General features: G+C 71.2%; 18 protein-coding genes, 1 tRNA gene and 1 pseudogene. 6 read left to right on the top strand and 14 right to left on the bottom strand.

Translation table 11 applies throughout. From position 1 onward, the window contains the following. Positions 1–464: 464 nt before the first annotated feature. The 7 genes and pseudogenes from ACTWQH_RS02190 to ACTWQH_RS02160 form a co-directional block, all read right to left on the bottom strand. Positions 465–1,529 carry an SAM-dependent methyltransferase gene (locus ACTWQH_RS02190; RefSeq protein ID WP_443284546.1) on the bottom strand — a complete coding sequence of 355 codons (1,065 nt, stop codon included), beginning with the start codon at positions 1,527–1,529 and terminating at the stop codon, positions 465–467. A 974-nt stretch (positions 1,530–2,503) separates the two neighbouring features. After that, positions 2,504–2,656 carry a hypothetical protein gene (locus ACTWQH_RS02185; protein WP_443284700.1) on the bottom strand — a complete coding sequence of 51 codons (153 nt, stop codon included), beginning with the start codon at positions 2,654–2,656 and terminating at the stop codon, positions 2,504–2,506. After that, complete coding sequence (locus tag ACTWQH_RS02180; RefSeq protein WP_443284545.1) at positions 2,653–3,219, bottom strand: hypothetical protein; 567 nt, start codon at positions 3,217–3,219, stop codon at positions 2,653–2,655. The genes ACTWQH_RS02185 and ACTWQH_RS02180 overlap by 4 nt, the downstream gene beginning before the upstream one ends. A gap of 204 nt (positions 3,220–3,423) precedes the next feature. After that, positions 3,424–5,024: pseudogene (locus ACTWQH_RS02175) on the bottom strand (ISL3 family transposase). Between the two features lie 293 nt (positions 5,025–5,317). Next, complete coding sequence (locus ACTWQH_RS02170; RefSeq protein WP_443284544.1) at positions 5,318–5,803, bottom strand: hypothetical protein; 486 nt, start codon at positions 5,801–5,803, stop codon at positions 5,318–5,320. A gap of 1,052 nt (positions 5,804–6,855) precedes the next feature. Beyond that, positions 6,856–6,929, bottom strand: a tRNA-Pro gene (locus ACTWQH_RS02165). Positions 6,930–7,000: 71 nt separating this feature from the next. Beyond that, the gene (locus ACTWQH_RS02160) at positions 7,001–7,936 is read right to left on the bottom strand and encodes a metallophosphoesterase (RefSeq protein WP_443284543.1); all 936 of its coding nucleotides are present in this window, start codon (positions 7,934–7,936) and stop codon (positions 7,001–7,003) included. Between the two features lie 56 nt (positions 7,937–7,992). Here ACTWQH_RS02160 and ACTWQH_RS02155 point away from each other — a divergent pair, with 56 nt between their 5' ends. Then, entirely contained in the window at positions 7,993–8,466 is a 474-nt protein-coding gene (locus tag ACTWQH_RS02155) for a GatB/YqeY domain-containing protein (protein WP_443284542.1), read from the top strand. 21 nt (positions 8,467–8,487) lie between these two features. Here the strand turns inward: ACTWQH_RS02155 and ACTWQH_RS02150 are convergent, their stop codons facing one another. Beyond that, on the bottom strand, positions 8,488–10,740 hold the full coding sequence (locus tag ACTWQH_RS02150; RefSeq protein WP_443284541.1) for a transglycosylase domain-containing protein: 2,253 nt from the start codon (positions 10,738–10,740) through the stop codon (positions 8,488–8,490). A gap of 302 nt (positions 10,741–11,042) precedes the next feature. Here ACTWQH_RS02150 and ACTWQH_RS02145 point away from each other — a divergent pair, with 302 nt between their 5' ends. Then, positions 11,043–11,417, top strand: a complete 375-nt coding sequence (locus tag ACTWQH_RS02145; RefSeq protein WP_443284540.1) for a WhiB family transcriptional regulator — start codon at positions 11,043–11,045, stop codon at positions 11,415–11,417. 72 nt (positions 11,418–11,489) lie between these two features. Here ACTWQH_RS02145 and ACTWQH_RS02140 read toward each other — a convergent pair whose 3' ends face one another. Beyond that, complete coding sequence (locus ACTWQH_RS02140; protein WP_443284692.1) at positions 11,490–12,947, bottom strand: ArsA family ATPase; 1,458 nt, start codon at positions 12,945–12,947, stop codon at positions 11,490–11,492. A gap of 27 nt (positions 12,948–12,974) precedes the next feature. Then, positions 12,975–14,012, bottom strand: coding sequence for an ArsA-related P-loop ATPase (locus ACTWQH_RS02135; protein WP_443284691.1), 1,038 nt, complete (start codon positions 14,010–14,012; stop codon positions 12,975–12,977). A 36-nt stretch (positions 14,013–14,048) separates the two neighbouring features. On the opposite strand from ACTWQH_RS02135, the gene ACTWQH_RS02130 reads away from it, so the two are divergent. The 3 genes from ACTWQH_RS02130 to ACTWQH_RS02120 are packed head-to-tail and all read left to right on the top strand — an operon-like array spanning position 14,049 to position 16,538. Continuing rightward, complete coding sequence (locus ACTWQH_RS02130; RefSeq protein ID WP_443284539.1) at positions 14,049–14,210, top strand: DUF4177 domain-containing protein; 162 nt, start codon at positions 14,049–14,051, stop codon at positions 14,208–14,210. Next, positions 14,207–14,674 (top strand): RidA family protein, encoded by a 468-nt coding sequence (locus ACTWQH_RS02125; RefSeq protein ID WP_443284538.1) that lies wholly within the window; start codon positions 14,207–14,209, stop codon positions 14,672–14,674. Before ACTWQH_RS02130 ends, ACTWQH_RS02125 begins: the two co-directional genes overlap by 4 nt. After that, the gene (locus ACTWQH_RS02120; protein ID WP_443284537.1) at positions 14,667–16,538 is read left to right on the top strand and encodes a prolyl oligopeptidase family serine peptidase; all 1,872 of its coding nucleotides are present in this window, start codon (positions 14,667–14,669) and stop codon (positions 16,536–16,538) included. Before ACTWQH_RS02125 ends, ACTWQH_RS02120 begins: the two co-directional genes overlap by 8 nt. Here the strand turns inward: ACTWQH_RS02120 and ACTWQH_RS02115 are convergent. The 4 genes from ACTWQH_RS02115 to ACTWQH_RS02100 all read right to left on the bottom strand — a co-directional run bounded on the left by ACTWQH_RS02115 (position 16,429) and on the right by ACTWQH_RS02100 (position 21,167). Continuing rightward, positions 16,429–17,313, bottom strand: a complete 885-nt coding sequence (locus ACTWQH_RS02115) for an SURF1 family protein (protein ID WP_443284536.1) — start codon at positions 17,311–17,313, stop codon at positions 16,429–16,431. The two genes, ACTWQH_RS02120 and ACTWQH_RS02115, sit on opposite strands and share 110 nt — an antisense overlap. A gap of 50 nt (positions 17,314–17,363) precedes the next feature. Continuing rightward, positions 17,364–18,653, bottom strand: coding sequence for a hypothetical protein (locus ACTWQH_RS02110; RefSeq protein ID WP_443284535.1), 1,290 nt, complete (start codon positions 18,651–18,653; stop codon positions 17,364–17,366). Continuing rightward, entirely contained in the window at positions 18,650–19,270 is a 621-nt protein-coding gene (locus tag ACTWQH_RS02105; protein WP_443284534.1) for a SigE family RNA polymerase sigma factor, read from the bottom strand. Before ACTWQH_RS02105 ends, ACTWQH_RS02110 begins: the two co-directional genes overlap by 4 nt. A gap of 622 nt (positions 19,271–19,892) precedes the next feature. Then, positions 19,893–21,167: an aspartate kinase gene (locus tag ACTWQH_RS02100; RefSeq protein WP_443284533.1), complete on the bottom strand. Its 1,275-nt coding sequence runs from the start codon at positions 21,165–21,167 to the stop codon at positions 19,893–19,895. Between the two features lie 308 nt (positions 21,168–21,475). Here ACTWQH_RS02100 and ACTWQH_RS02095 point away from each other — a divergent pair, with 308 nt between their 5' ends. Beyond that, positions 21,476–21,895, top strand: a complete 420-nt coding sequence (locus ACTWQH_RS02095) for a J-domain-containing protein (RefSeq protein WP_443284532.1) — start codon at positions 21,476–21,478, stop codon at positions 21,893–21,895. The last annotated feature ends 79 nt before the right edge of the window (positions 21,896–21,974 follow it).

Here is a 21,974-nt window from a genome sequence, read left to right as displayed (position 1 = left end):
GGCCCTCCCCCGGGATGCCCAACGGTGATGGGTCACCGGGTTTCCTCTTTGCCTGACCTTGGACATGCTTCCTCGCTGCACTACTAGGGTTACCCGTTCTGAGAGCGAGTCTGGCGAGGGTGCTTTCTCGGCGCTTTCATGTGACTCCCGGCCCAGATCGGTGTGCCCGGGCTGAGCCGGAGCCCACGTGGAGATCCAGCCCGTCCACCTTGTGATGCCGTTGGTGTAGCCGTGCGTCAGCGGACGCATCCGCCGATCATCAGCCACAACGCAGAACTCCGGCTACCTCTACCCCCAGACGGCTTCCGCCCCGGTGCACGGTCTGGGGCCTTCCGAACTGGCGGCGGCCATGCGGGACCTGTGCGACCCGAGGCGGCGCGCGGCGATGATCCCGGCGGCGGCGGAGCAGGCTGCCGCCGCCGCGTATGGCCCGGACGAGGATGTGCTTGACCGCAGGTCGGCGTCTATCGGGAGGCTTCCGAGCGGCGCCGACTGCGGGCGGCCGCCAACCGGGCCACCACGCTGACCTCATGACGGTTGTGATGAAGCTGTCTCGCGAGAAGAACGTCATAGCGCCTGCTCAGCAGGCTGAGACACGACCGCACGGTCCGCTCCGGGGAGTTCTTCCCCAGCTTGAGCGTCACCACCGCGAGGGCGTCCTGGTTCAGCACACGCGCCACCTCGAGCATGGTCTCGCAGGAGAGCATCGGTGGCATGCGCATGTCGTTCGTGGCCAGATCGAACCGCAGGCTGGTCGAGTGCAGGAAGCTTCCCGTGGTGGTCCGCTCGTGGTGCACCAGGGGATCCTTGAGCAGCGGCGGGGCCAGGTCGCCCGGGTCGATCGACCACACCTCAAGGCCGCGCTCCCGGAGGATGCGGGTCCATCCTCCCGGGCTGGCTCCGAGGTCAACCGCCTTGCCGCGCCGGGGGAAGTCGATGTCCGTCGTCGCGATGAGCTCCTCCAGCTTGAACTCCGCCCGCGAGACGGAGTTCTCGGGCCGTGCGAGCCGTACGCGCCCGCCGGGCCAATTGCTGAGGGCCTGGCGGTCGGTGGCCAGCCCCAGCGAGATCCCCTTGTCGTGGATGCAGGCGGACAGGATCGCCTCGGGCCCCGACCGCCGGACGACGAAGCCCTCGGCGGTGTGCGCCTTCATGATCGCCTCGAAGAGCGCGGAGGAGCCGAAATCAGTCCTGGCCTTTCCGCTCACCCAGCACTGAAGCGCCACCTCGTCGCCCTGCCGGAGACGCGAGCCCGTGGCTGCGACGGCGGCGGCTGTGACGGCGGGAAGGCCGTCAAAGGGAAGACGGGACACCTCCTCGGAGAGGTGCTTCACGAAGGCGACGGGCGCGTCGCGGACGATGCCGGAGAGCTCCGCTATGCCTATCCCTTTCAGGGCGACCCCGGCCAGGTCCGGTCCCAGCCGCTCGATGGAGAGCGCGGGAAGCTCGCGTCGCAATTCCCGTGACATGGCCGCAAAATAGTCTTCGGCAAATGAAATCAGGATCGTCGTTTCCGGCGCGCCGCTCATCGGGTCAGAGTACCAGGCCGCTGTTTTTCATGGGGTGCCGGGGCCGGTGCTCCTCTCCTCGCGGAACCTCCGGTGGCCCTCGGAGCGAGAAACGCTCCGAGGGCCACCGGCGGGCGAGTCCGGCGCGCCCGCGGAGCATCATCGGTGATCGTTCCGGCCAAGCAGTATCTGAGGAAACAGGCTGCCGCGTTGCTTCATGAGGAGAGAGCAAGGCGGGGGATAGAGAAAGTGCGGCGGGGTCAATATGGACCTCGGCTATGCGGAGAATGGCGAAGAATACATCAGGATTCCCGCCATGATTCGATCTCTGTCCCAAAGCGAAGTCCGGGGCTGTCTGTCAGCGAGTTCATGAGTGCGCGGTCGCTGAGAAGCTTGGCGCGTCGCATCAAGTAATCGCCGACCCAGCTTCAAGAGTCCCGGCAGAGTCACGCTCATGCCTTGCGCCCGTGCAGGGCGAGGCTGCGCAGGGACAGCGGGCGAGCCCCGTGTAGCCCAGATCCGCCAGGCGGGCCAGGACGGCGGGGACCTCGCTCAGGGCACCATCCGTCTCGACACAGCTCAGGTCCGGGCCGGCACGGGGCGCCGCGCACACCTCGGCGACCGCCGTCAACAGCGCGTCGAGCAGTTCCCCGGACGGCCGGTCACCCGTGGCGTTGCTTCCCACTGACCTCCAGACGCGCTCAGAGGCCCCCTCCCTGATGGGGAGAGAGCCTCTGATCTGCTACTTCATCGGTCGGGGTGGCGGGATTTGAACCCACGGCCTCTTCGCCCGAAGCAATTCGGCGCTCGGTGGGCCCAAGCACAACGCCGGAGCTGACCAGCGTCACAAGTCCGCCAGCGTCCGTGGATGTCCACGGCTGTCCTGGGTGGTTGTCACGCAGTTAGTCATTCACTCCGGGACGCTAGTGCCGCATCAGTGGCTCTGTTCACGTCGCAGGGTTCTGGCTCGCTTTTCGTGACGCGGTAGCTCTCCGTCACGCGAGGAGGACTCGCTTGCGGAGGAGGCTGAAGCCAGCGCGGCCGAACATTTGCCGTTTTAGCATCTTGATGCGGTTGACGTGTCCTTCGACGACGCCGGAGTTCCAGGGCAGGGTGAGACCGGCGATGACGGCGTCGCGGTCGCTCACCTGAGACGGCCGGCGCCGGTGCCGATCAGCCTGGCCATTTCATCGAGGGTGGCTTGGGGGGTGAGGTTCGAGTTGTCCAGGCGGGCCGAGCCAGGATGGATCCGGCGCGCGAAATGCTCGACTTCAGCGGTGACGCGCGCCGGGTCGCGGCCGGGCGTGGTGGCGCACCGGCGCAGTACGGTGGCCAGGTCCGGGATCAGCGTGACGTGATGGATCTGCGCGACTGGGCCAAGTGTGGCCACAACTGGCGCGGTATCGGCTGGGTCGAAGAGGCTGTTCCCGCAGATCACAACGGTGGGCCAGCCATGCTCGAACAGTGAGATCGCCAGGTGTGCCGCCTGAGCCAGCACCATGGCGTTGCGCCGGTCGTCGTAGGGCAGCTCCCAGCGGGCGTCCACGTTGGCATACAACTGGTCTACGTCGATGGCGGCGGCGGGATGCCCCCAGGCCGCCACCATCGCATGATGCCCGAGTCGGCAGACCGTCGTCTTGCCGGAGCCCGCCGGTCCCGACAGCAGCACACAGCGCCAGACCGGGGTCGGTGGTGGCTTAGCGTGCGCCATGGCCCCATAGTGTCAGCGCGGCAAATCCAGCTCCAGCCACTGCCCCGGCCAGGGATGAGCCGACACTTCTCAGGTAGGCACCTCGCGTCCGGGTCTGACACCGCCCGGCCGCACACCGTCACCACGTTGTCGGCCAGAGCCAGGAATCCTCCGTGGTGTCGGTTCTCGGGTCTGAATCGCCTTTCGTGACGCGGTGGCTCTCTGTCATGCGAGGAGGACGCGTTTGCGGAGGAGGTGGAAGCCAGCGCGGCCGAATATATGCCGTTTCAGGATCTTGATGCGGTTGACGTGTCCTTCGACGACGCCGGAGTTCCAGGGCAGGGTGAGGCCAGCGATGACGGCGTCGCGGTCGCGGTCGATGCCGACGGCGAGGGTGTGGAGGCTGGGCACGTCGTCCTGGCGGACGGCGTCGAGCCACTGCGGGAGCCGGGTGCCCTGGCGCTCGGTGAGCATCTGGGCGAAGGCCCGGACGTGGCCGGTGAGGGCGTCGAGCTCGGGACACTCGGCCAGCACGGCCTTGAGCCGGAGCTGTTCGATCTCGGTGAGGGTTTCCGGGCGGCTGAGGATCCATCGGGTCACCACCCGGGGTGCTGGGGGCCGTGCTATGACTGGGCGGGGTGAGGTGCGCTTCTTCCTGATGTAGGCGCTGACGATGCCGTAGCTGCCCTGGTAGCCGAGCGGGATGATCTCCTCCCAGAGCTTCCAGGCGTTGGTGCAGCCCTCGTCCCAGCGTTCGTCGAGGTAGAGCTTGTACTCATCCAGGGCGGAGGTTCGGTTGTACTGCCACTGGCCGCGGAAGAGGTCTTCGGGCCTGGCGGCGTCGGCGAGGCTCTTGACCGTGCGGTGGGTCATGTGGAGCTGGCGGCCGAGGAGCGGCGGCTGTGGCCAGCTTCCAGCATCGCGTGGACGAGGGCGTGCCTGGTCCGGATGCGGTTGGCGAACCGCTGGCTCTGCCACGGCGAATCCGGTGTCTCCTCGGATGGCGTGGGCTCGCCGGCCTTCTCCCCGGTCGGTTCGGGGACCAGGACGCGCAGGCACTGGCGATGCCGAGCGACTTCGCGCTCCGCGGCCTCGCCGAGATTGCTCCACAAATGCCACCTGTCAGCCACCTGGGTGGCCTGCGGGGCCCCGGCCGTGGCGCCTTCCGCGAAGAACGGTGCCCGGTCCCGGCAGACGACCTCGATGCCGGGGCGCTTCGCCAGCCACTTGGCCAGGCTAGATGCCTCCCGGTCAGGCAGCAGGTCCACCGGCCGGCGGGTCTCGACGTCGACCAGGACCGTGCCGTAGACGCGGCCCTTGCGCGTGGCGTACTCATCAACACCGACCACACGCGGGGACGGTGCGACCGGCTCGGGCAACGCGTCGACCAGCCGCAACACCGCGCTGCGGCTGATGGACACCCCGAACACGCGGGCCATCCGGGCACCAGCCCGGCCGGCGAGAGCGAGACCGACCGCGGCGAGCGTCGAACGCAACCGCTCGGTCCACCTGCTATGACGCCGGGTCAGCCCCGGCATCTGCTCGGCGAACGTCCGCCGTTCGCAAGAAGCCTCCCGACAGAAGAACCGGCGGACCCGCAGACGGAGGACCACCCGCCGTCCCCCACTGGGGACATCGGCGGGAAACCGCAGGTAGGAGCTGTGAACCCGGCTCGACCCGCTCCCACAGTCCGGACATGCCGCCCCGGCCCTCGTGCTGCGGGCCTCGATGCATATCGCCTCGTTGTCCACGTCCACAGACAGCACCGCCACGTCCGTGATGGACGGGAACAACAACTCCTCCAGCCGGGGCAACGTCTCTTCCACGGCGCCGAACTGTCGGCCACACCAAGATCACCAGAGATCATTTTCAGGCAACTTCCCGGAGCCCGGTCCGAGCGTCAGTCATCACTCAGCGTGGCCGCGTCACGGAAAGCGAGTCAGAACCGGAACTCGTGAACAAAGCCACGCATCAGGCAACGTTGCCCTGTTGTGGACGATGCCAGCTGCGACCGACGCCTTACCCACGTGTACGGCACCGGCCCGGCCTCGGCCGGAGTGGACCCCGGCGAGGACCATGAGGTCCAGACGGTCTGGACGCCGACGAGGTCGAATTGCCGTCAACCGGACAAAGGTTCCTGGAGCTCGTGCCACCGCTCTTCCACGGTGACGTGGGAGGGAAGCAGCCGCACGAGCGCTTGGCCCAACGTGGGATCGTGGTCGCAGACGAATGATCGGCTTCCATGGCGCCAGTCCAGCTCCAGCGATGTCCCCGCGTAGCCGTTTACAGTGTCGCCTGTGTGTTCAACCCACACCGCCCTTACGTCGGCGATGCGCACTGTCTGCACGTTCGCGCGGCTTTCCAGCCGGACCTGCGCCTTGGTGAACTCGACCGCGCGCACGACGTACCGGCTCCTGAGCAGGCCGGTGCAGACGGTCAGCACCAACATCCCGCCGAAGATGAGAAACTCCCCGGGATGCCAGGGTTGGTGGCGCAGCCACCGGAGCCCCACTACCCCCAGCCCACCGAGCCACACCAGGCTGATTCCCACCACGGCGCTTGGGAAGTAAGGGACTTCGCACCGCACCGACTGCTCCGTGCCCACCCCTCCACCATGACCGCCCCCGTCGAAGGATCGCAACCACCAGCGAGCGACAGGGCCAACATTGCTTGATGCGGTACTTGTCAGGTGACAGCCACGCGCAGGATGTCGCCCTCGGCTGTGAGCACCCACAGGGTTTCACTGCCTGCGGGGAGAAGTGCAACGGGTGACGCCGCAATGGTCAGCCACTCGGGTGCTCCGCTGAGACCGCCTTGCCCGTCCAGGGGGACGCGCCATAGCCCCCCGTCTGTGGCACCGGCCCACAGCGAGCCAGCGACCTGCGCGAGTCCGCTCGGTGGGTGGGTCCGCCTCGGCCAGCGGCTCGACCGTGCCAGCGTCGCCGGGCACGACGGCCCGCACCACCCCGCCGGAGTCCACGGCCCACCCGCTCCCAACCGCGTCCCACGCGAGCCCTGCCGCAACGTCGCCGTGCCCGCTGGAGCAGGTAGCCGACCCTGGCTCGGGATTGTCGTCCGGGATGCCGCTGTCCGTCTTCGTCCGCAGCACCTCCCCGCCCGCCTCGCCTGCGTACAGCGTCCCGTGCGGCCCAGCGCCAGGGCGCCCCCGGTGGCAGGATCGGCTGAGACAGGCAGATCCGGCATCATCGTCCACGCCGACCACGCGATCCGTTCGCCCTCTGGCATCTCCCAGTCCAGCAAGTACCGGTCAACGACAGCGTCACCGCTCCGCGTTTAATACGTGTACAGCGATTCCAGGTCATCGTGCGACGTGGTGAGCCCGAGTAGCCGGTAATCCCCCTCCCGAACGCCACGCCGCTCAATGTGCCCAATTGGCTCGTGGTGCCGGTGTCCGGGGACACGCAATCCCGAGGCGCGCATGGTCGTGATCGACGTGTTCGCCAAGATGCGCGGCCCGGCCGTGCCCGGCGCCTCCGCCTATGACGCGGACTACGCGGCCGTCGGTCACGCGAAGCGATCGCGGATCACTACGGCGTGGCCGTCGTCCTCGTGCACCAGTCACGCAGTTAGTCACGCACAAGGATCAGGGCCAACATCCTCATGTGAGGATGTTGGCCCTGACCTGCATCTTCTCTGTCGGGGTGGCGGGATTTGAACCCACGGCCTCTTCGTCCCGAACGAAGCGCGCTGCCAAGCTGCGCCACACCCCGTAGAAGCGAACACCACTCTAGCCGACCGCCTGGCCAACGGGAAATCTGCTTTTAGCGGGGCAGCGGCCGGGCTAGGCGCGGGCGGTGAGGGTGAGGAGCGTGGCCTCCGGGGGGCAGGCGAAGCGGACGGGGGTGTAGCGGTTGGTGCCGCAGCCCGCCGAGACGTGGAGGTGGGCGGTGTGGCCGGCGGTGGTGTGGGTGGTCAGGCCCTTGACGCGGGCGGGGTCGATGTCGCAGTTGGTGACGAGGGCGCCGTAGAGGGGGACGCAGAGCTGGCCGCCGTGGGTGTGGCCGGCGAGGATGAGGGGGTAGCCGTCGGCGGTGAAGGCGTCCAGGACGCGCAGGTAGGGGGCGTGGACGACGGCGAGGGAGAGGTCGGCGTCCGGGTCGGGGCCTCCGGCGACCTCGGTGTAGCGGTCGCGGCGGATGTGGGGGTCGTCGAGGCCGGTCAGGGCGATCTGCGCGCCGCCGGCGGAGGGGAGCTTCACGCGGCCGCGGGTGTTGGTGAGGTTGGCCCAGCCCGCGGCGTCGAAGGCGTCGCGCAGCTCCCACCACGGGTTGCGCGGCACGTTCGAGGCGGGCGGGTTGCCGTTGAGGCCGTGGCGGCCGGAGGCGCGCTCCGCCAGGTACCGGGCGGGGTTGCGGAAGACGGGGGCGTAGTAGTCGTTGGAGCCGAAGACGTAGGCGCCGGGGAACTCCAGCAGCGGGCCGAGGGCGTCGAGCGTCTCGGGGACGGCCTCGGGGTCGGACAGGTTGTCGCCGGTGTTGATCACAAGGTCGGGGCGGAGCCCGGCGAGGGAGTTCAGCCAGAGGCGTTTCTTGCGCTGGCCGCAGACCATGTGGATGTCGGAGACGTGCAGCACGCGCAGCTCGGGCAGGCCCGGGGGCAGCACGGGCACGGTGGCCCGGCGCAGGCGGAAGGAGCGGACCTCGTAGCCGGCGGCGTAGCCGAGAACGCCGGCGGCGAGGGCGGCGAGGGACAGCGGGAGGGCGTGTCGGGCGCGCATGGGGCCATGCTTTCAGATGCGGGAGGGGTGTCGGTGGCGGCTGTCAGAATGGGGCCATGACCACGTTGAAGGACCGGCTCAGAGGTGACCTGACCGCAGCGAGGAAAGCGCGCGACGAGGTGCGCCAGGCGACGCTGCGCTTGACGCTGGCGGCGATCACGACGGAGGAGGTGGCGGGCGAGGCGGCCCGCGAGCTCTCCGACGACGAGGTGATGAAGGTGATCACCCGCGAGGCGAAGAAGCGGCGGGAGGCGGCGGAGGCGTTCGAGAAGGGCGGCCGGGCCGAGCAGGCGGAGCGGGAGCGGGCCGAGGGCGCGGTGCTCGCGGAGTATCTGCCGAAGCAGCTCGGTGACGAGGAGCTGGCCGCGCTCGTGGCCGAAGCGGTGGCGGAGGCGAAGGCGGGCGGGGCCGAGGGGCCGCGGGCGATGGGCGCGGTGATGAAGATCGTGAACCCGAAGGTCGCCGGGCGCGCGGAGGGCCGCCGGGTGGCGGACGCGGTGAAGAAGGCCCTGGCGGGCGGCGAGGGCTGACCGCGCCGCCGCCGGCGTCCGTCAGTCGCGGCCGTTCCCGTTGCCGTTGCCGTTGCCGTTGTTCCAGTTCTCCCAGTCGCCCCAGTCGCCGGGCCAGCCGTCGCCGCCGCCGTCGTCCGGGGGCTCGGGCAGGCCGGGCAGGTCCGGGAGGTCGGAGTCGTCGTCCGGCGGGGGGATCACCGGGTCGTCGGCGCGCGGCACGTCCACCTCGGTGAAGGTCGAGGCCGGGACGCCAGCCAGCGCGCCGGCCATGGCCTCGTGCCAGATCGGGCCGGCCACCGCGCCGCCGCTGGCCTGCTCGTGGAAGACGCCGCCGATGGTGATGTCGAACATCGGCAGCGGGTCGGTGTCGCTGCCGACCCGCACCGCGGTGGCCACCTCCGGCGTGTAGCCGACGAACCACACGTCCCGCACATCGTCGGTGGTGCCGGTCTTGCCGGCGTTGTCCCGGTCGGTGAGCCCGGCGGTCGCGCCCGTGCCGTCCTCCACGACGCCGCGCAGCATCATGTTGATCGTGTCGGCGGTGCGGGCCGACATCACCTGCGAGCAGTCCGACTCGGGCGCCAGCTCCTCCCCGCCGGCCGTCGTGACCGACGTGATGGAGACCGGCTCGCAGTACGTGCCCCGGTTGGCGAAGGTGGCGTAGGCGGCGGCCATCTGGAGCGGAGCGATCTCCTCGCCGCCCAGCGTCATCGAGGGGTTGACGCCGAGCGGCTTGTTGTCGCCGCGCTCGATGCCCATGCGTGCCGCCAGCTCGGCCGTCTCGCAGACGCCGACCTCCTTCTCCAGCTCCACGAAGTAGGTGTTGACGGACTGGGCCAGGGCGTCGGTCATGTCCCAGGTGCCCTGCATGCTCTCGTCGTAGTTCTCCACGTCCCACTCGCTGTTGCCGGCCTCGCCCAGCGGGGTGCCCTCGCAGTCGCGGAAGTCGCTCATCTGCACCACCATCTCGTTGTCGGTGGTGTAGGTCTTGGCCGGGGACATGCCCGCCTCCAGGGCGGCGGCCGCGGTGATCGGCTTGAAGGTCGAGCCGGGCTGGAAGCCGTACGTCGAGCCGCCCATGGCGTTGGATGCGTTGAGGTTGATGATGGTCTCGTGGGCCTCGGCGTCGTTGCCGTACGGGCGCGACTGCGCCATGGACAGGATGCGGCCGGTGCCGGGCTCCACCTGGACGACGGAGGAGGCCACCGGGTCGTCGGTGTTGACGCCGTTGACCGCCGCCGCGGCGGCCGCGGACTGCGCCTGCGGGTCGAGCGTGGTGCGGATGGTCAGGCCGCCCAGCGCCCACATCTCCTCGCGCTTTTCCCGGGTCTCGCCGAAGACCGGGCTGCTGAGGAACTCCTCGTGCACGTAGTCGCAGAAGAAGCCGGCGTCGTTCACGGCGGTGATGCAGCCGTTGCGCGGCTCGCTGAGTTTCAGGCCCAGGTCCAGCGCCTTGGCCTCGTCGGCCTCCCGCTGCGTGATGTCGCCGGTCCGCACCATGGCCTGGAGCACGGTGTCGCGCCGCGCGCGGGCCGCCTCCGGACTGGTGACCGGGTCGTACGCGCTGGGCGACTGCACCAGGCCCGCCAGCATCGCCGCCTCGTGCAGCTCGAGCTCGCTCGCGGGCTTGGAGAAGTACTGCCGGGAGGCGGCCTCGATGCCGTACGCCTGCTGCCCGAAATAGGTGATGTTGAGGTAGTTCTCCAGGATCTCGTCCTTGGAGAGCTCCTGCTCCAGCTCGATGGCGTACTTCATCTCGCGGACCTTGCGGCCCAGGCCGTCGGCGCCCGACTGGTCCGTCGCCTCGGCGATCGCCTCCTGGTCGTCCCCGGCGGCCTCCACGAAGACGTTCTTCACGTACTGCTGCGTGAGGGTGGAGGCGCCCTCGGAGACGCCGCCCGCCTCCAGGTTGTTGTTCAGCGCCCGGATGATGCCCTCGAAGTCGACGGCGCCGTGCTCGTAGAAGCGGGCGTCCTCGATGGCGACGATGGCCTGCCGCACGTACTCGCCCATGTCGTCCAGGCCGATCACCGTGCGGTTGCGGTGGTAGACGTCGGCGATCTTGTTGCCCTCGGCGTCGAGGATCGTGGTCCGCTGGCTCAGCGGCGGCCGCTTCATCATGGCGGGGATCTCGTCGAAGCCCTGCGCCGTCCCCTTGGCCGCCAGACCGAGCGCTCCCACGGCCGGCAGGGCCAGCCCCGCCAGCACCGCCCCGGAGAGCACGCTCACGCCGAGGAACCTGACCGCCTGCCCCGCGGTGCTCAGCCCGCTGCCCGGACGCCTTCTACCCATGACCGCAAGCCTACGGGCTCAAAACGCCGGACAGGAGGGCATGTGTTCGCCTACGCTGGTCGTCGCCCTTCATCGGCGTTCATCGCCGTTCACACTTCACGCAAATCCGCTGGTGTACACAGGTGCTCACCCGACCGGGTGACCTGCGAAGGGGCCATAGTCCGATCGGGCCATGCAAGATTAGGCCCCCTGGGGGTGTTGCGCCCCCGCTGCCTTCCGTAACGTCCTCAACTGGCAAGGGTGAATATGCCACTTGCCGCCGTGGGGGAGCCTCGATTCGGGAGAGGACGGCACCGGCAGAGATGAGCTGGGTTACCGACTGGTCCGCGCACGCGGCGTGCCGCGAGACCGATCCGGATGAACTGTTCGTGCAAGGGGCTGCTCAGAACCGGGCCAAGGCGGTCTGCAGCGGCTGCCCGGTACGCACCGAGTGTCTCGCTGACGCGCTGGACAGCCGCGTGGAGTTCGGCGTCTGGGGTGGCATGACGGAACGCGAGCGGCGCGCCCTGCTGCGCCGCCGCCCCACGGTCACCTCGTGGCGCCACCTGCTGGAGACGGCACGCAGCGAGTACGAGCGCGGCGGCGCTCGCGCGGTGCCCGACCGGCGCGAGGGCCGCCGCCGCGAGCGCGACCGCTACCGGCGTGAGGAATACGAGAGCTACGCCGCGGCTGGCTGACGGCCACGAGGTGGCAGCAGCGGCTCGCAGGCGATGGCGTCCGTTGCGGACATTCCGGGCGTTTTGCGGGCGTTAGGGCGCGCCGGGGCGGGCGAGGCGCTCGCCGATGGCGCGCAGCCCCGCCAGGTCGTGCACGTCGCTGGGCAGTGCGGCAACCTCCACCACGGGCACCTCCGGGTGCACGGCCGTGAAGCGGGCGCGCATGCGCGCCTCGCGGGCCACCTGCCGCATGCGCTCGGCGTGCACGCGAAGCAACCCCGCGGCCAGGGCGTCATCGGCGTCGTTGGCGTGGTCGGCGTCGCCCTCGGCCGGGGAGCTGGGATCTTCGGGAGACCGGCCGCGGGACGAGCCTTGCGAGCCCGTGCCATGGGGATGGTGGGGGTTGTCCCGAAGGCGAGTTTGCCCGGTGCGATGATCGACAATGCCCTCGTCCGCAAGATTCTTTGAGCCGGACCCGGCCGTGGCGCCGTCCCCGCCGCCTTCTCCCTTCAGGCCCTGAACGCCGTTGGCGTCGTTGGCGCCGTTGCGCCCGTTGCCCCCGTTGGCCCCGTTCACTCCGCCGAGGCCGTTGACGAGCATCTCCGCCGCCGCCAGGGCGCGTTCGGCGCTGAGCCGCGCCGCGCCCGAGGCGTGGACCCGGTTCAGCACCAGCCCGGCCAGCGGCATCCGGTCGGCGGCGAGCCGCTCCACGAAGTACGCCGCCTCCCGCAGCGCGTCCCGCTCCGGCGCGGCCACCACCAGGAACGCCGTTCCCGGCGCCTGGAGCAGCCGGTAGGTGGCGTCCGCACGCGTGCGGAAGCCGCCGAACATGGTGTCCATCGCCGCCACGAAGGTCTGCACGTCCCTCAGCAACGCCGTCCCCAGCACCTTGCCGAGCGGCCCGGCGACCAGCGAGAGACCGGCCATGCCCAGGCTCATCACCTTCCGCCCCGCGCGGCCGCCCGCCTTGGCCGGCGCCATCAGGACCTTGATGAACCGCCCGTCCAGGAACGAGCCGAGCCGCTGCGGCGCGTCCAGGAAGTCCAGCGCCGACCGGCTCGGCGGCGTGTCCACCACGATCAGGTCCCACTCGTCGCGGGCGGCGAGCTGGCCCAGCTTCTCCATCGCCATGTACTCCTGCGTCCCGGCGAAGCCGGCCGACAGCGACTGGTAGAAGGGGTTGTCCAGGATGGCGCGGGCCCGCGCCGGGTCCGCGTGCGCCTCGACGATCTCGTCGAAGGTGCGCTTCATGTCCAGCATCATCGCGAACAGCTCGCCGCCCGCCGCCGCGTCGACGCCGGGCACCGGGCGCGGGACGTTGTCCAGCTCCGTCAGCCCCATCGACTGCGCCAGCCGCCGCGCCGGGTCGATCGTCAGCACCACCACGCGCCGCCCGCGCTCCGCCGCCCGCAGGCCCAGCGCGGCGGCGGTGGTCGTCTTCCCCACACCGCCCGCGCCGCAGCAGACCACGATGCGGGTGCCGGGATCGTCCAGCAGCTCGTCCATCGCCAGCCCCGCCACCTCGCGGACGCCGGCGTCCTCCTCGTCCATCAGCACCACGCGATCAGCCCCCGCTCCTCACCAGTCCCACTCGCGCAGGCGGCGCGCCAGCCGGTACAGGCCCGCCAGGTCCATGCCCTCCGCCAGCAACGGCAGCTCCCGCACCGGCAGTTCCAGGGCGTCCAGCTCGGCACGCTGCTCCCGCTCCAGCGCGTGGCGCTGGGCGTACTCCCGGCCCTGTGACAGCAGCGGCACCGCCAGCCCGGCCGCGCCGCGTACGCCCGCCCGGGCCAGCGCCCGCGCGATCCTCGCCTCGGCCGCGACGCCGCCGTCCGCGACGCCGCCGTCCGCGACGCCGCCGTCCGCGACGCCGCCGTCCGTGCCGCCGTCCAGGCCGGCGGACTCCGCCGGCAGCTCGGCGCCGATCGGCGGGCGCACCATGTTCACCACCACGCTGCCCACCGGGAGCTGGTGGGCCCGCAGCTCGGCCACGCCGTCGGCGGTCTCCTGCACAGGCATCTCCTCCAGCAGCGTCACCAGGTGCACGGCGGTCTCCGCCGACTTCAGCACCCGCATCACCGCCTGTGCCTGGTGGTGGATCGGGCCCATCCTGGCCAGCCCGGCCACCTCCTCGTTGACGCCGAGGAAGCGGGCGATGCGGCCGGTCGGCGGGGCGTCCATCACCACGGCGTCGTAGACGAAGCGCCCCCCTTCACCGCCGCCGTCGCGCCGCCGGACCGCCTCGCACGCCTTGCCGGTCAGCAGCACGTCCCGCAGGCCGGGCGCGACCGTGGTGGCGAAGTCGATCGCCCCGATGCGGCGCAGCGCCCGGCCCGCGCCGCCGAGCTTGTAGAACATCTGGAGGTAGTCCAGCAGCGCCAGCTCGGCGTCGATCGCCAGCGCGAACACCTCGCCGCCGCCCGGGCCGATGGCGATACGGCGCTCCTCGTAGGGCAGCGCCTCGGTCTCGAAGAGCTGCGCGATGCCCTGCCGCCCCTCGACCTCGACCAGCAGCGTGCGCCGCCCCTCCTCCGCGAGCGCCAGCGCGAGCGCGGCGGCGACGGTCGTCTTTCCCGTGCCGCCCTTGCCGCTGACCACGTGCAGCCTGTGCGCCAAACTCACCCTCGCGAGCCTACGGCTAGAGTCGGGGCCATGACGAAGTGGGAATACGTGACCGTGCCGCTGCTGGTGCACACGACCAAGCAGATCCTGGACAACTGGGGCGAGGACGGCTGGGAGCTGGTCCAGGTCATCCCGGGGCCGAACCCCGAGCAGCTGGTGGCGTACTTCAAGCGTCCGAGGGACGCGTCGTGAGTGCCGTCGAGAAGCGGCTGGGCGAGCTGGGGCTGGCGCTGCCCGAGGTGGCGGCGCCGGTCGCGGCGTACGTGCCCGCCGTGCGCACCGGGCGTTACGTCTACACCGCGGGACAGGTGCCGCTGGTCGAGGGCCGGTTGCTGGCGGCCGGGAAGGTCGGCGCCGAGATCGGCCTGGAGCAGGCCAAGGAGCTGGCCGCCACCTGCGCGCTGAACGCCCTTGCCGCCGTGAAGTCGGTCGCCGGGGACCTGGACCGGGTCGCCCGCGTCGTGAAGGTCGTCGGCTTCGTGGCCTCCGACCCCGGCTTCACCGGCCAGCCGGAGGTCATCAACGGCGCCAGCGAGCTGCTGGTCGCGGCGCTGGGTGAGAAGGGCCAGCACGCCCGCAGCGCGGTCGGCGTGGCCGTGCTGCCGCGCGACGCGCCCGTCGAGGTCGAGATTCAGGTGGAACTCGACCATGAGTGACGAGCGCGCGCCCGAGGAGATGCCCGAGCCGGAGGGGATGCCCGACTGGGAGAAGCGGTTCCGCGCGCCGCGCGTGAGCCTGCCGCAGTGGGCCGAGGACGCGCCGGACCGCTCGCTGTTCATCTCGAACGCCACCGGCACATTCGAGCTGTACGCCTGGGACCGCGCCAGCGGCAAGCAGCGGCAGGCCACCGATCGGCCCAACGGCACCGTGGACGGCGGGCTGTCGCCGGACGGCGAGTGGATCTGGTGGTTCAACGACACCGACGGCGACGAGTTCGGCCACTGGATGCGGCAGCCGTTCCACGGCGGCCCGGACGAGGCGGCCGTTCCCGGGCTCGATCCGTCCTACTCGGCCGGGCTGGCGCTGGGCCGCGACGGCACCGTGGTGGTCGGGCGGATGACCGAGGAAGCCGGCACCACCATCCACGTGGCGCCGCCCGGCGGCGGGGAGCCGGTGGAGATCTACCGCCACCGCCAGTCCGCCGGCGTCGGGGACCTCTCCCACGACGGCGCGCTGCTGGCCATCGAGCACACCGAGCACGGCGACGCCATGCACGCGGCGCTGCGCGTGGTCCGGCCGGACGGCACGGCCCTGGCCGAGCTGGACGACACGGAGGGCGGGACGCGGGAGCTGGGCCTCACGGTGCTCGGCTTCGCGCCCGTGGCCGGGGACGCGCGGCTGCTCGTCGGGCACCAGCGGCGCGGCCGCTGGGAGCCGATGATCTGGAACCCGCTGACCGGCGAGCAGACCGAGCTGGAGCTCGACCTGCCGGGCGACACCCGCGCCCGCTGGTACCCCGACGGCAGCGGGCTGCTGATCGTCCACTCCCACGCCGCCCGCAGCGAGCTGTGGCGCTACGACCTGGCCGCCCGGAGGCTCGCCCGCGTCGAGACCGCGCCGGGCACCATCTCGGGCGCCACCGCCCGGCCGGACGGCGCCGTGGAGTACCTGTGGTCCTCGGCCGCCGAGCCGCCGCAGGTGCGCTCCACGGCGGGCGGCACGGTGCTGCGACCGCCGGGCCTGCGGGCGCCCGCCTCCGTGCCCGTCACCGACCTGTGGGTCGAGGGGCCGGGTGGCACGATCCACGCCCTGGTGCAGACCCCCGACGGCGAGGGACCGTTCCCCACCGTCTTCGACATCCACGGCGGGCCCACCGCGCACGACACCGACGCCTTCGCCGCCGGCCCCGCTGCCTGGGTCGACCACGGCTTCGCCGTCGTCCGCGTCAACTACCGCGGCTCCACCGGGTACGGGAGGGAGTGGACCGACGCCCTCAAGCACCGCATCGGGCTCATCGAGCTGGAGGACATCACGGCGGTCAGGGCCGAGTGCGTCCGGCGCGGTCTGGCCGACCCCGAGAGGCTGGTGCTCACCGGCGGCTCCTGGGGCGGATACCTGACGCTGCTGGGCGTCGGCACCCGGCCCGGGGACTGGACCGTGGGCGTCGCCGCCGTGCCGGTCGCCGACTACGTCAGCGCCTACCACGACGAGATGGAGGCGTTGAAGGCGATGGACCGCACGATGTTCGGCGGCACGCCAGAGGAGCAGCCGGAGCGCTGGCGGGCCTCCTCGCCCATCACCTACGTCGACCACGTGCGGGCACCCGTCTACATCTCGGCGGGCGTCAACGATCCGCGCTGCCCGATCCGGCAGATCGAGAACTACGTGGACCGGCTGGCCGCGCGCGGCGTCGTCCACGAGGTCTACCGGTACGACGCCGGGCACGGCTCGCTGGTCGTCGAGGAGCGGATCAAGCAGGTGGGGATGGAGATCCGCTTCGCGCTCCGGCACCTGCCGGCTCGGGATCGGGACGGTCAGACGGACCGGGGGGACCAGCCCCAGGCTCCTGCCCAGGTATGAGCGGACCGGGAGGTCCGAGGCCCAGCTCGGCGTCGCGCCGGGCCTCGACCTCCCGCCGGAAGAGCCGGAACCACATGAAGACCGCGAATGCGGCGAAGGCGAACCACTCCGCCGTGTACCCCAGGTTCTGGAAGGCGTCGGCGTCCAGGCCGGTGCCGGAGGGCGCGCTGGGCGGCACCGCGGCCAGCGGCGGGGTGGCCTCCCGCACCGTGATCCAGGCATCCAGCACCTCGTACGGCAGCACGTTGATGAGCGAGGCCGCGCCGATCACGCCGATCCGCCCGGCGGGCAGGCCCGTCGGAGCGCCCACCTCGCTCGGCGACTCGGCGGCCTGCAGCGCGCCGGTCACCGTCACCTCGCCCGACGGCGCCTCGGGCACGCGCGCCGGATCGGCCGCGCCGGGCAGCCAGCCGCGCACCACCGGCACGGCCGGGCCGCCGTCCTCCGGCAGCAGCGGCGTGAGCACGTAGAACCCCCGCTCGCCGTCCAGCGTGCGGTCGGGCACCAGCAGCTCCCGCCCGGCGTCGAACTCCCCCGTCACCCGCGCCTGCTCACCGACCGTCTCCGTGGTGGCCGGCAACAGCCGCTCCAGCGGCCGGACCTGGCCACCGGGGTCACCCGCGGCGTCGGCGGCGTCCTGCTGCTCGCGGTGTTCGGCCACCCGGTCCTCGAAGCGCCCGAGCTGCCAGGTGCCCGCCACCAGGCACACCGGGATCGCCAGCACCACGAAGACGTTGATGGCCCACCAGCGGGGGGTCAGCAGGAACCGGTACACGCCACCACGGTAATGGGTGCCACCGACAGTCCGGCCGCCGCCCGGCGGCGTTACTCGGTCTCGGCCGGCAGCGCGTCGGTCCGGTAGACCGTGCCCGAGCAGACTCCGGGGAGCTCGACCTCGGCCGCCGGCGGCTCGCCCGCGTCCGGGGTGTACACCAGCACCACGCCGTTGTCCCTGTCGTCCTCGCCGCCACCGCCACCGCCACCGCTGTCGCCGCCGCCGGTGTCGTCGCCCGTCTCGCCGCCGACCTCGCCCGCGCTGCCGCCGCCCGCGCCGGTGTCGCTGCCGCTGCCCGTGTCGCCGCCGGTCCCGCCGGTTCCGCCGGTTCCGCCGTCGGCCTCCCCGGCCGGTTCGTCCCCGGTGCCCTCGCTCGTGCCACCGGCGTCCGTCCCGGACGTCGGCTCGCCCGTCCCGGACGACGGCTCGGTCGGGTCGGGGGTGGGCTCGTCCGTCGGCCCCGACTGCACGCAGCCGCCGCCCGTGGAGCCGTCTTCCGGCACGTACGCGAACATCACCTCGTACGCCGCGCCCGGGTCGAGCACCAGCTGCTCCACCGCCTCCTCGGGCGCGGGCAGCGCCGTCGCCTGGACGTCGTCCGTCTGCTCGACCACCTGCACGTCCGTGCCGATTGTGGTCGCGTCGCCGAGCGGCGCCACGTCCATCTCGCCGGAGCCGTCGATCAGGCAGGCCTCGTCGGAGACGTTGACCAGCCGGAACGCCCCGTAGATCTGCCCGGCGTCGTCCGGCTCATGCGTGATCGTCTCGGCCTCGCCCAGCATCTCGCGCGAGCAGACGCTGGACGCCGACTCGGTCGGCTCCTCGCTGGGCTCGGTCCCCTCGGTGGCCGTCTCGCCGCCGGTCCCGCCGTCGTCCTGGCTCCCGCCCCCCGGGCCGCCGCCGTCCTCCGTCTCCGGGTCGTGCGTCTGCCCGCTCGAGTCGTCCGACCCGGTGCCGTCGGAGGCGCCGCCGTCGCCGCCGCTGTTCACCCCGACGGGAAACTCGCCATGGTCCCCGTGGGCTGTGGAGTCGCCGCCGCCCTCGCCCACGCTCGCGGCGGTGCGGATCGTCAGCGGCATCCCCACGCCGAGCAGCACCACGGAGGCGACCGCGCCCACCAGCAGCTGCCGGCGCCGGCGCTGCCGCGCGGGCACCGCCAGTTGCAGCTGCGTCAGTGAGTCCGGCGAGGGCTCGATCGGGCTCACCGTCTCGCGCAGCAGCCGCCGCAGGGTCTCCTCGGCATCCTCCGGGCCGGGCTCCCACGGGAACGCCTGCCGGCTCTCCTGCGGGTCGTGGTGCTCGTCGCGCCCGCGCGGGAAGCCGGGGTCGCGGTCGTTCATCGGGCTGCCTCCATGGCGACGCGCAGCGCAGCGATGCCGCGTGAGCCGTACGCCTTGACCGAGCCGGCCGATATGCCGAGGGCGCTGGCGACCTCGGCCTCGCTCATGTCGGCGAAGTAGCGCAGGACGAGGACCTCGCGCTGCCGGCGTTGCAGCCCGCGCATGGCCTGGATCAGGTCGGCGCGCTCCAACTGCTCGTACGCCCCCTCCTCGGCGCTGGCGGCGTCGGGCATGGGACGGGAGAGCAGCTTGAGGCCGAGAATGCGGCGGCGCAGCGTGGAACGGGAAAGGTTGACAACGGTCTGCCGCAGGTAGGAGAGGGTCTTCTCGCGGTCACGGATGCGGTTGCGTGCCGCATGCACGCGGATGAACGCCTCCTGGACCACGTCCTCGCAGGACGCGGTGTCGTCGAGCAGCAGGGCGGCGAGGCCCAGCAGGGGGCGGTAGTGCTCCCGGTAGGTCTCGGTGAGGAAGTCGACCGTGGTGCCCTCGGCCCCGGCGTGGGCCTCCGTCCCGGCGGTGTCCTCGTGGGCGCCGCGCACACCCTGCGTGTCCTGCGCGCCCTGCGCGCCATGGCCGTCTACGTCGCCGGCCTCGGTGGCGGTGCCCTCAGCCATCGTGCCGCCGTCCGCGTGCCGGCCGCCGCGGGCACGGGTGACTGCCGGCTGGGTCGCCGGCATGGGGGCGATCACGGGCATGCCTCCGCCTGACGCGTTCGCGCCTCTCGTGCCGCGCTGCTCCCGGGACGGGCCGGGGCGCGGCGCGCGTCGTCGCGATAGGGCTGCCGTGAATTCGAGGACCTCTGCCACGCCTGTTGGACACGCTTATCCCCGGAAAGGTTGTATGGCGCGGGCAGGTTGCCGGTCGACGAGTCGTTCGACCCGATTTCCACCGCCTACCCCTAAATGTCCTTGTTGTCGCCGCGCCCAACGCGCCTGTGGAGGAGCGAGAAAGACGCTCCCCGCGCCGCCCGAGGTTCCGCGGATCCGAGCAGGCTCCACAGAATCCGTGCCGACGCGGGGAGTTGAAATCGTCCACCCCGGAAACCGTCCAGGGCAAGCTATTCGCGCTTGCTGTCCGGTCACAAAATCTTCACAAGTGCCCGCGCTGACGCTCAGTATCAACGTAGGCATCAACGTTCAGCATCAACGTTCAGTTTCATATTTCCGTATCAACGCCCAGCGTCAGCGCCAGAGCCAGCGCCCGGCCCAGGCCCGGCGTCACCATCAGCGTCCCACGCTAGCGCCCCGTGCCGCCGTACACGACGGCCTCGTCGCTCTCGCTGTCGAGCCCGAACGCCGTGTGCACCGCACGCACCGCCTCGTTGACGTCGTCCTCGCGCGTCACCACCGAGATCCGGATCTCCGAGGTCGAGATCAGCTCGATGTTCACCCCTGCCCCCGCCAGCGCCTCGAAGAAGGTGGCGGTGACCCCGGGGTTGGTCTTCATTCCCGCGCCGACGAGCGAGATCTTCGCGATCTGGTCGTCGTAGCGCAGCGCCTCGAACCCGATGGCGGTCCGCTCGCGCTCCAGCGCGGCGATCGCCCGCCGCCCCTCGCTCTTCGGCAGCGTGAACGAGATGTCCGTCAGCCCCGTGGCGGCGGCCGAGACGTTCTGCACCACCATGTCGATGTTGATCTCGGCGTTGGCGACGGCCCGGAAGATCACCGCGGCCTCGCCCGGCTTGTCGGGCACGCCGACCACCGTGACCTTCGCCTCCGAGGTGTCATGCGCGACCCCCGAGATGATCGCCTGCTCCATCGCCTCGTGCTCCCCTTGTGGTTCGTTGCTGACCCAGGTCCCCGTCAGCCCGGAGAAGGACGACCGGACGTGGATCGGGATGTTGTAGCGGCGCGCGTACTCCACGCAGCGGTGCAGCAGCACCTTCGAGCCGGAGCTGGCCAGCTCCAGCATGTCCTCGAAGGAGATCCAGTCGATCTTGCGGGCCTTCTTCACCACGCGCGGGTCGGCGGTGAACACCCCGTCCACGTCGGTGTAGATCTCGCAGACCTCCGCCCCGAGTGCGGCGGCCAGCGCCACGGCGGTGGTGTCCGAGCCACCGCGGCCGAGGGTCGTGATGTCCTTGCTGTCCTGCGAAACGCCCTGGAAGCCCGCGACGATCGCGATGTTCCCCTCGTCCACGGAGGACTGGATACGCCCCGGCGTGACGTCGATGATCCGGGCCCGGTTGTGCACCGAGTCGGTGATCACGCCCGCCTGGCTGCCGGTGAACGACTGCGCCTCGTGCCCGAGGGCCTTGATCGCCATCGCCAGCAGCGCCATGGAGATCCGCTCCCCGGCCGTCAGCAGCATGTCCATCTCGCGGCCGGCGGCCACCGGCGACACCTCCGCGGCGAGATCGATCAGCTCGTCCGTCGTGTCACCCATCGCCGAGACGACCACGACCACCTGATGGCCGCGCTTCTTCGCCTCGACGATCCGCTTGGCGACGCGCTTGATGCCCTCGGCGTCGGCGACTGAGGAGCCGCCGTACTTCTGCACGACCAGGCCCACGTCTGCTCGCTCCTCGTCTCTCTCACTCTCCGTAGCCGCAGCGCGGCCACGGCCGGATGAAGTCTACCGAGCGAAATCGCCATCAACCGCCCGGCTCAGGACCGACCCCTGCCCGCCAGCCTGGTCACTACACGGGAACGCGGGCGAAACGTAAGGCAGCTCACAGCGGAGACGCCGCACAGCCGGGCGTCGGTGGGCGCGGGCGGGCGTCGGCGGGCGCGGCTGTGGGGGAGGTGCTGATCCGGCAGCCGCTAGGTTGGAGGAGAGTGCGCACAGGGCGAGTTGGTCTTCCGCGGAAGGAGCGGCCCATGACGGAACGCAAGCCACCAGGAGTCAGCTTCGAGTCATGGGTGGACAAGCAGATCCGGGAGGCGGAGGAGCGGGGGGCGTTCAAGGACCTGCCGGGGGCCGGGAAGCCGCTCCAGGACCGCGGAGAGCCCTACGACGAGAACTGGTGGGTGAAGGAGAAACTGCGCCGCGAGGGCGTTTCGGTGCTGCCGCCGACGCTGCGGCTGCGCAAGGAGGCGGAGGACGCGCTGGCCGAGGCTCTGCGCGCGCCGTCCGAGCGTGTGGTGCGGCGGATCGTGGCGGAGATCAACGAGAAGATCCGCGAGGCGATCCGCCGGCCGCTCGACGGGCCGCCGCTGAACCTGGTGCCGTTCGAGGCCGAGCGCGTCGTACGCGAATGGCGGGAGGCGCGCGAGGGCCGCGATGTCAGTGGCGGGTGACACACTCGTGGCATGGCGACGGAGAGTAACGAGGTAGAGGTAGAGGTAGCAGAGGCAGAGGTAAGCGCGCAGGGGAGGT

Source organism: Streptomyces sp. 6N223 (assembly GCF_052246635.1).
Taxonomy (GTDB): Bacteria; Actinomycetota; Actinomycetes; order Streptomycetales; family Streptomycetaceae; genus Streptomyces.
This window is presented reverse-complemented; position numbering and strand designations above follow the sequence as displayed.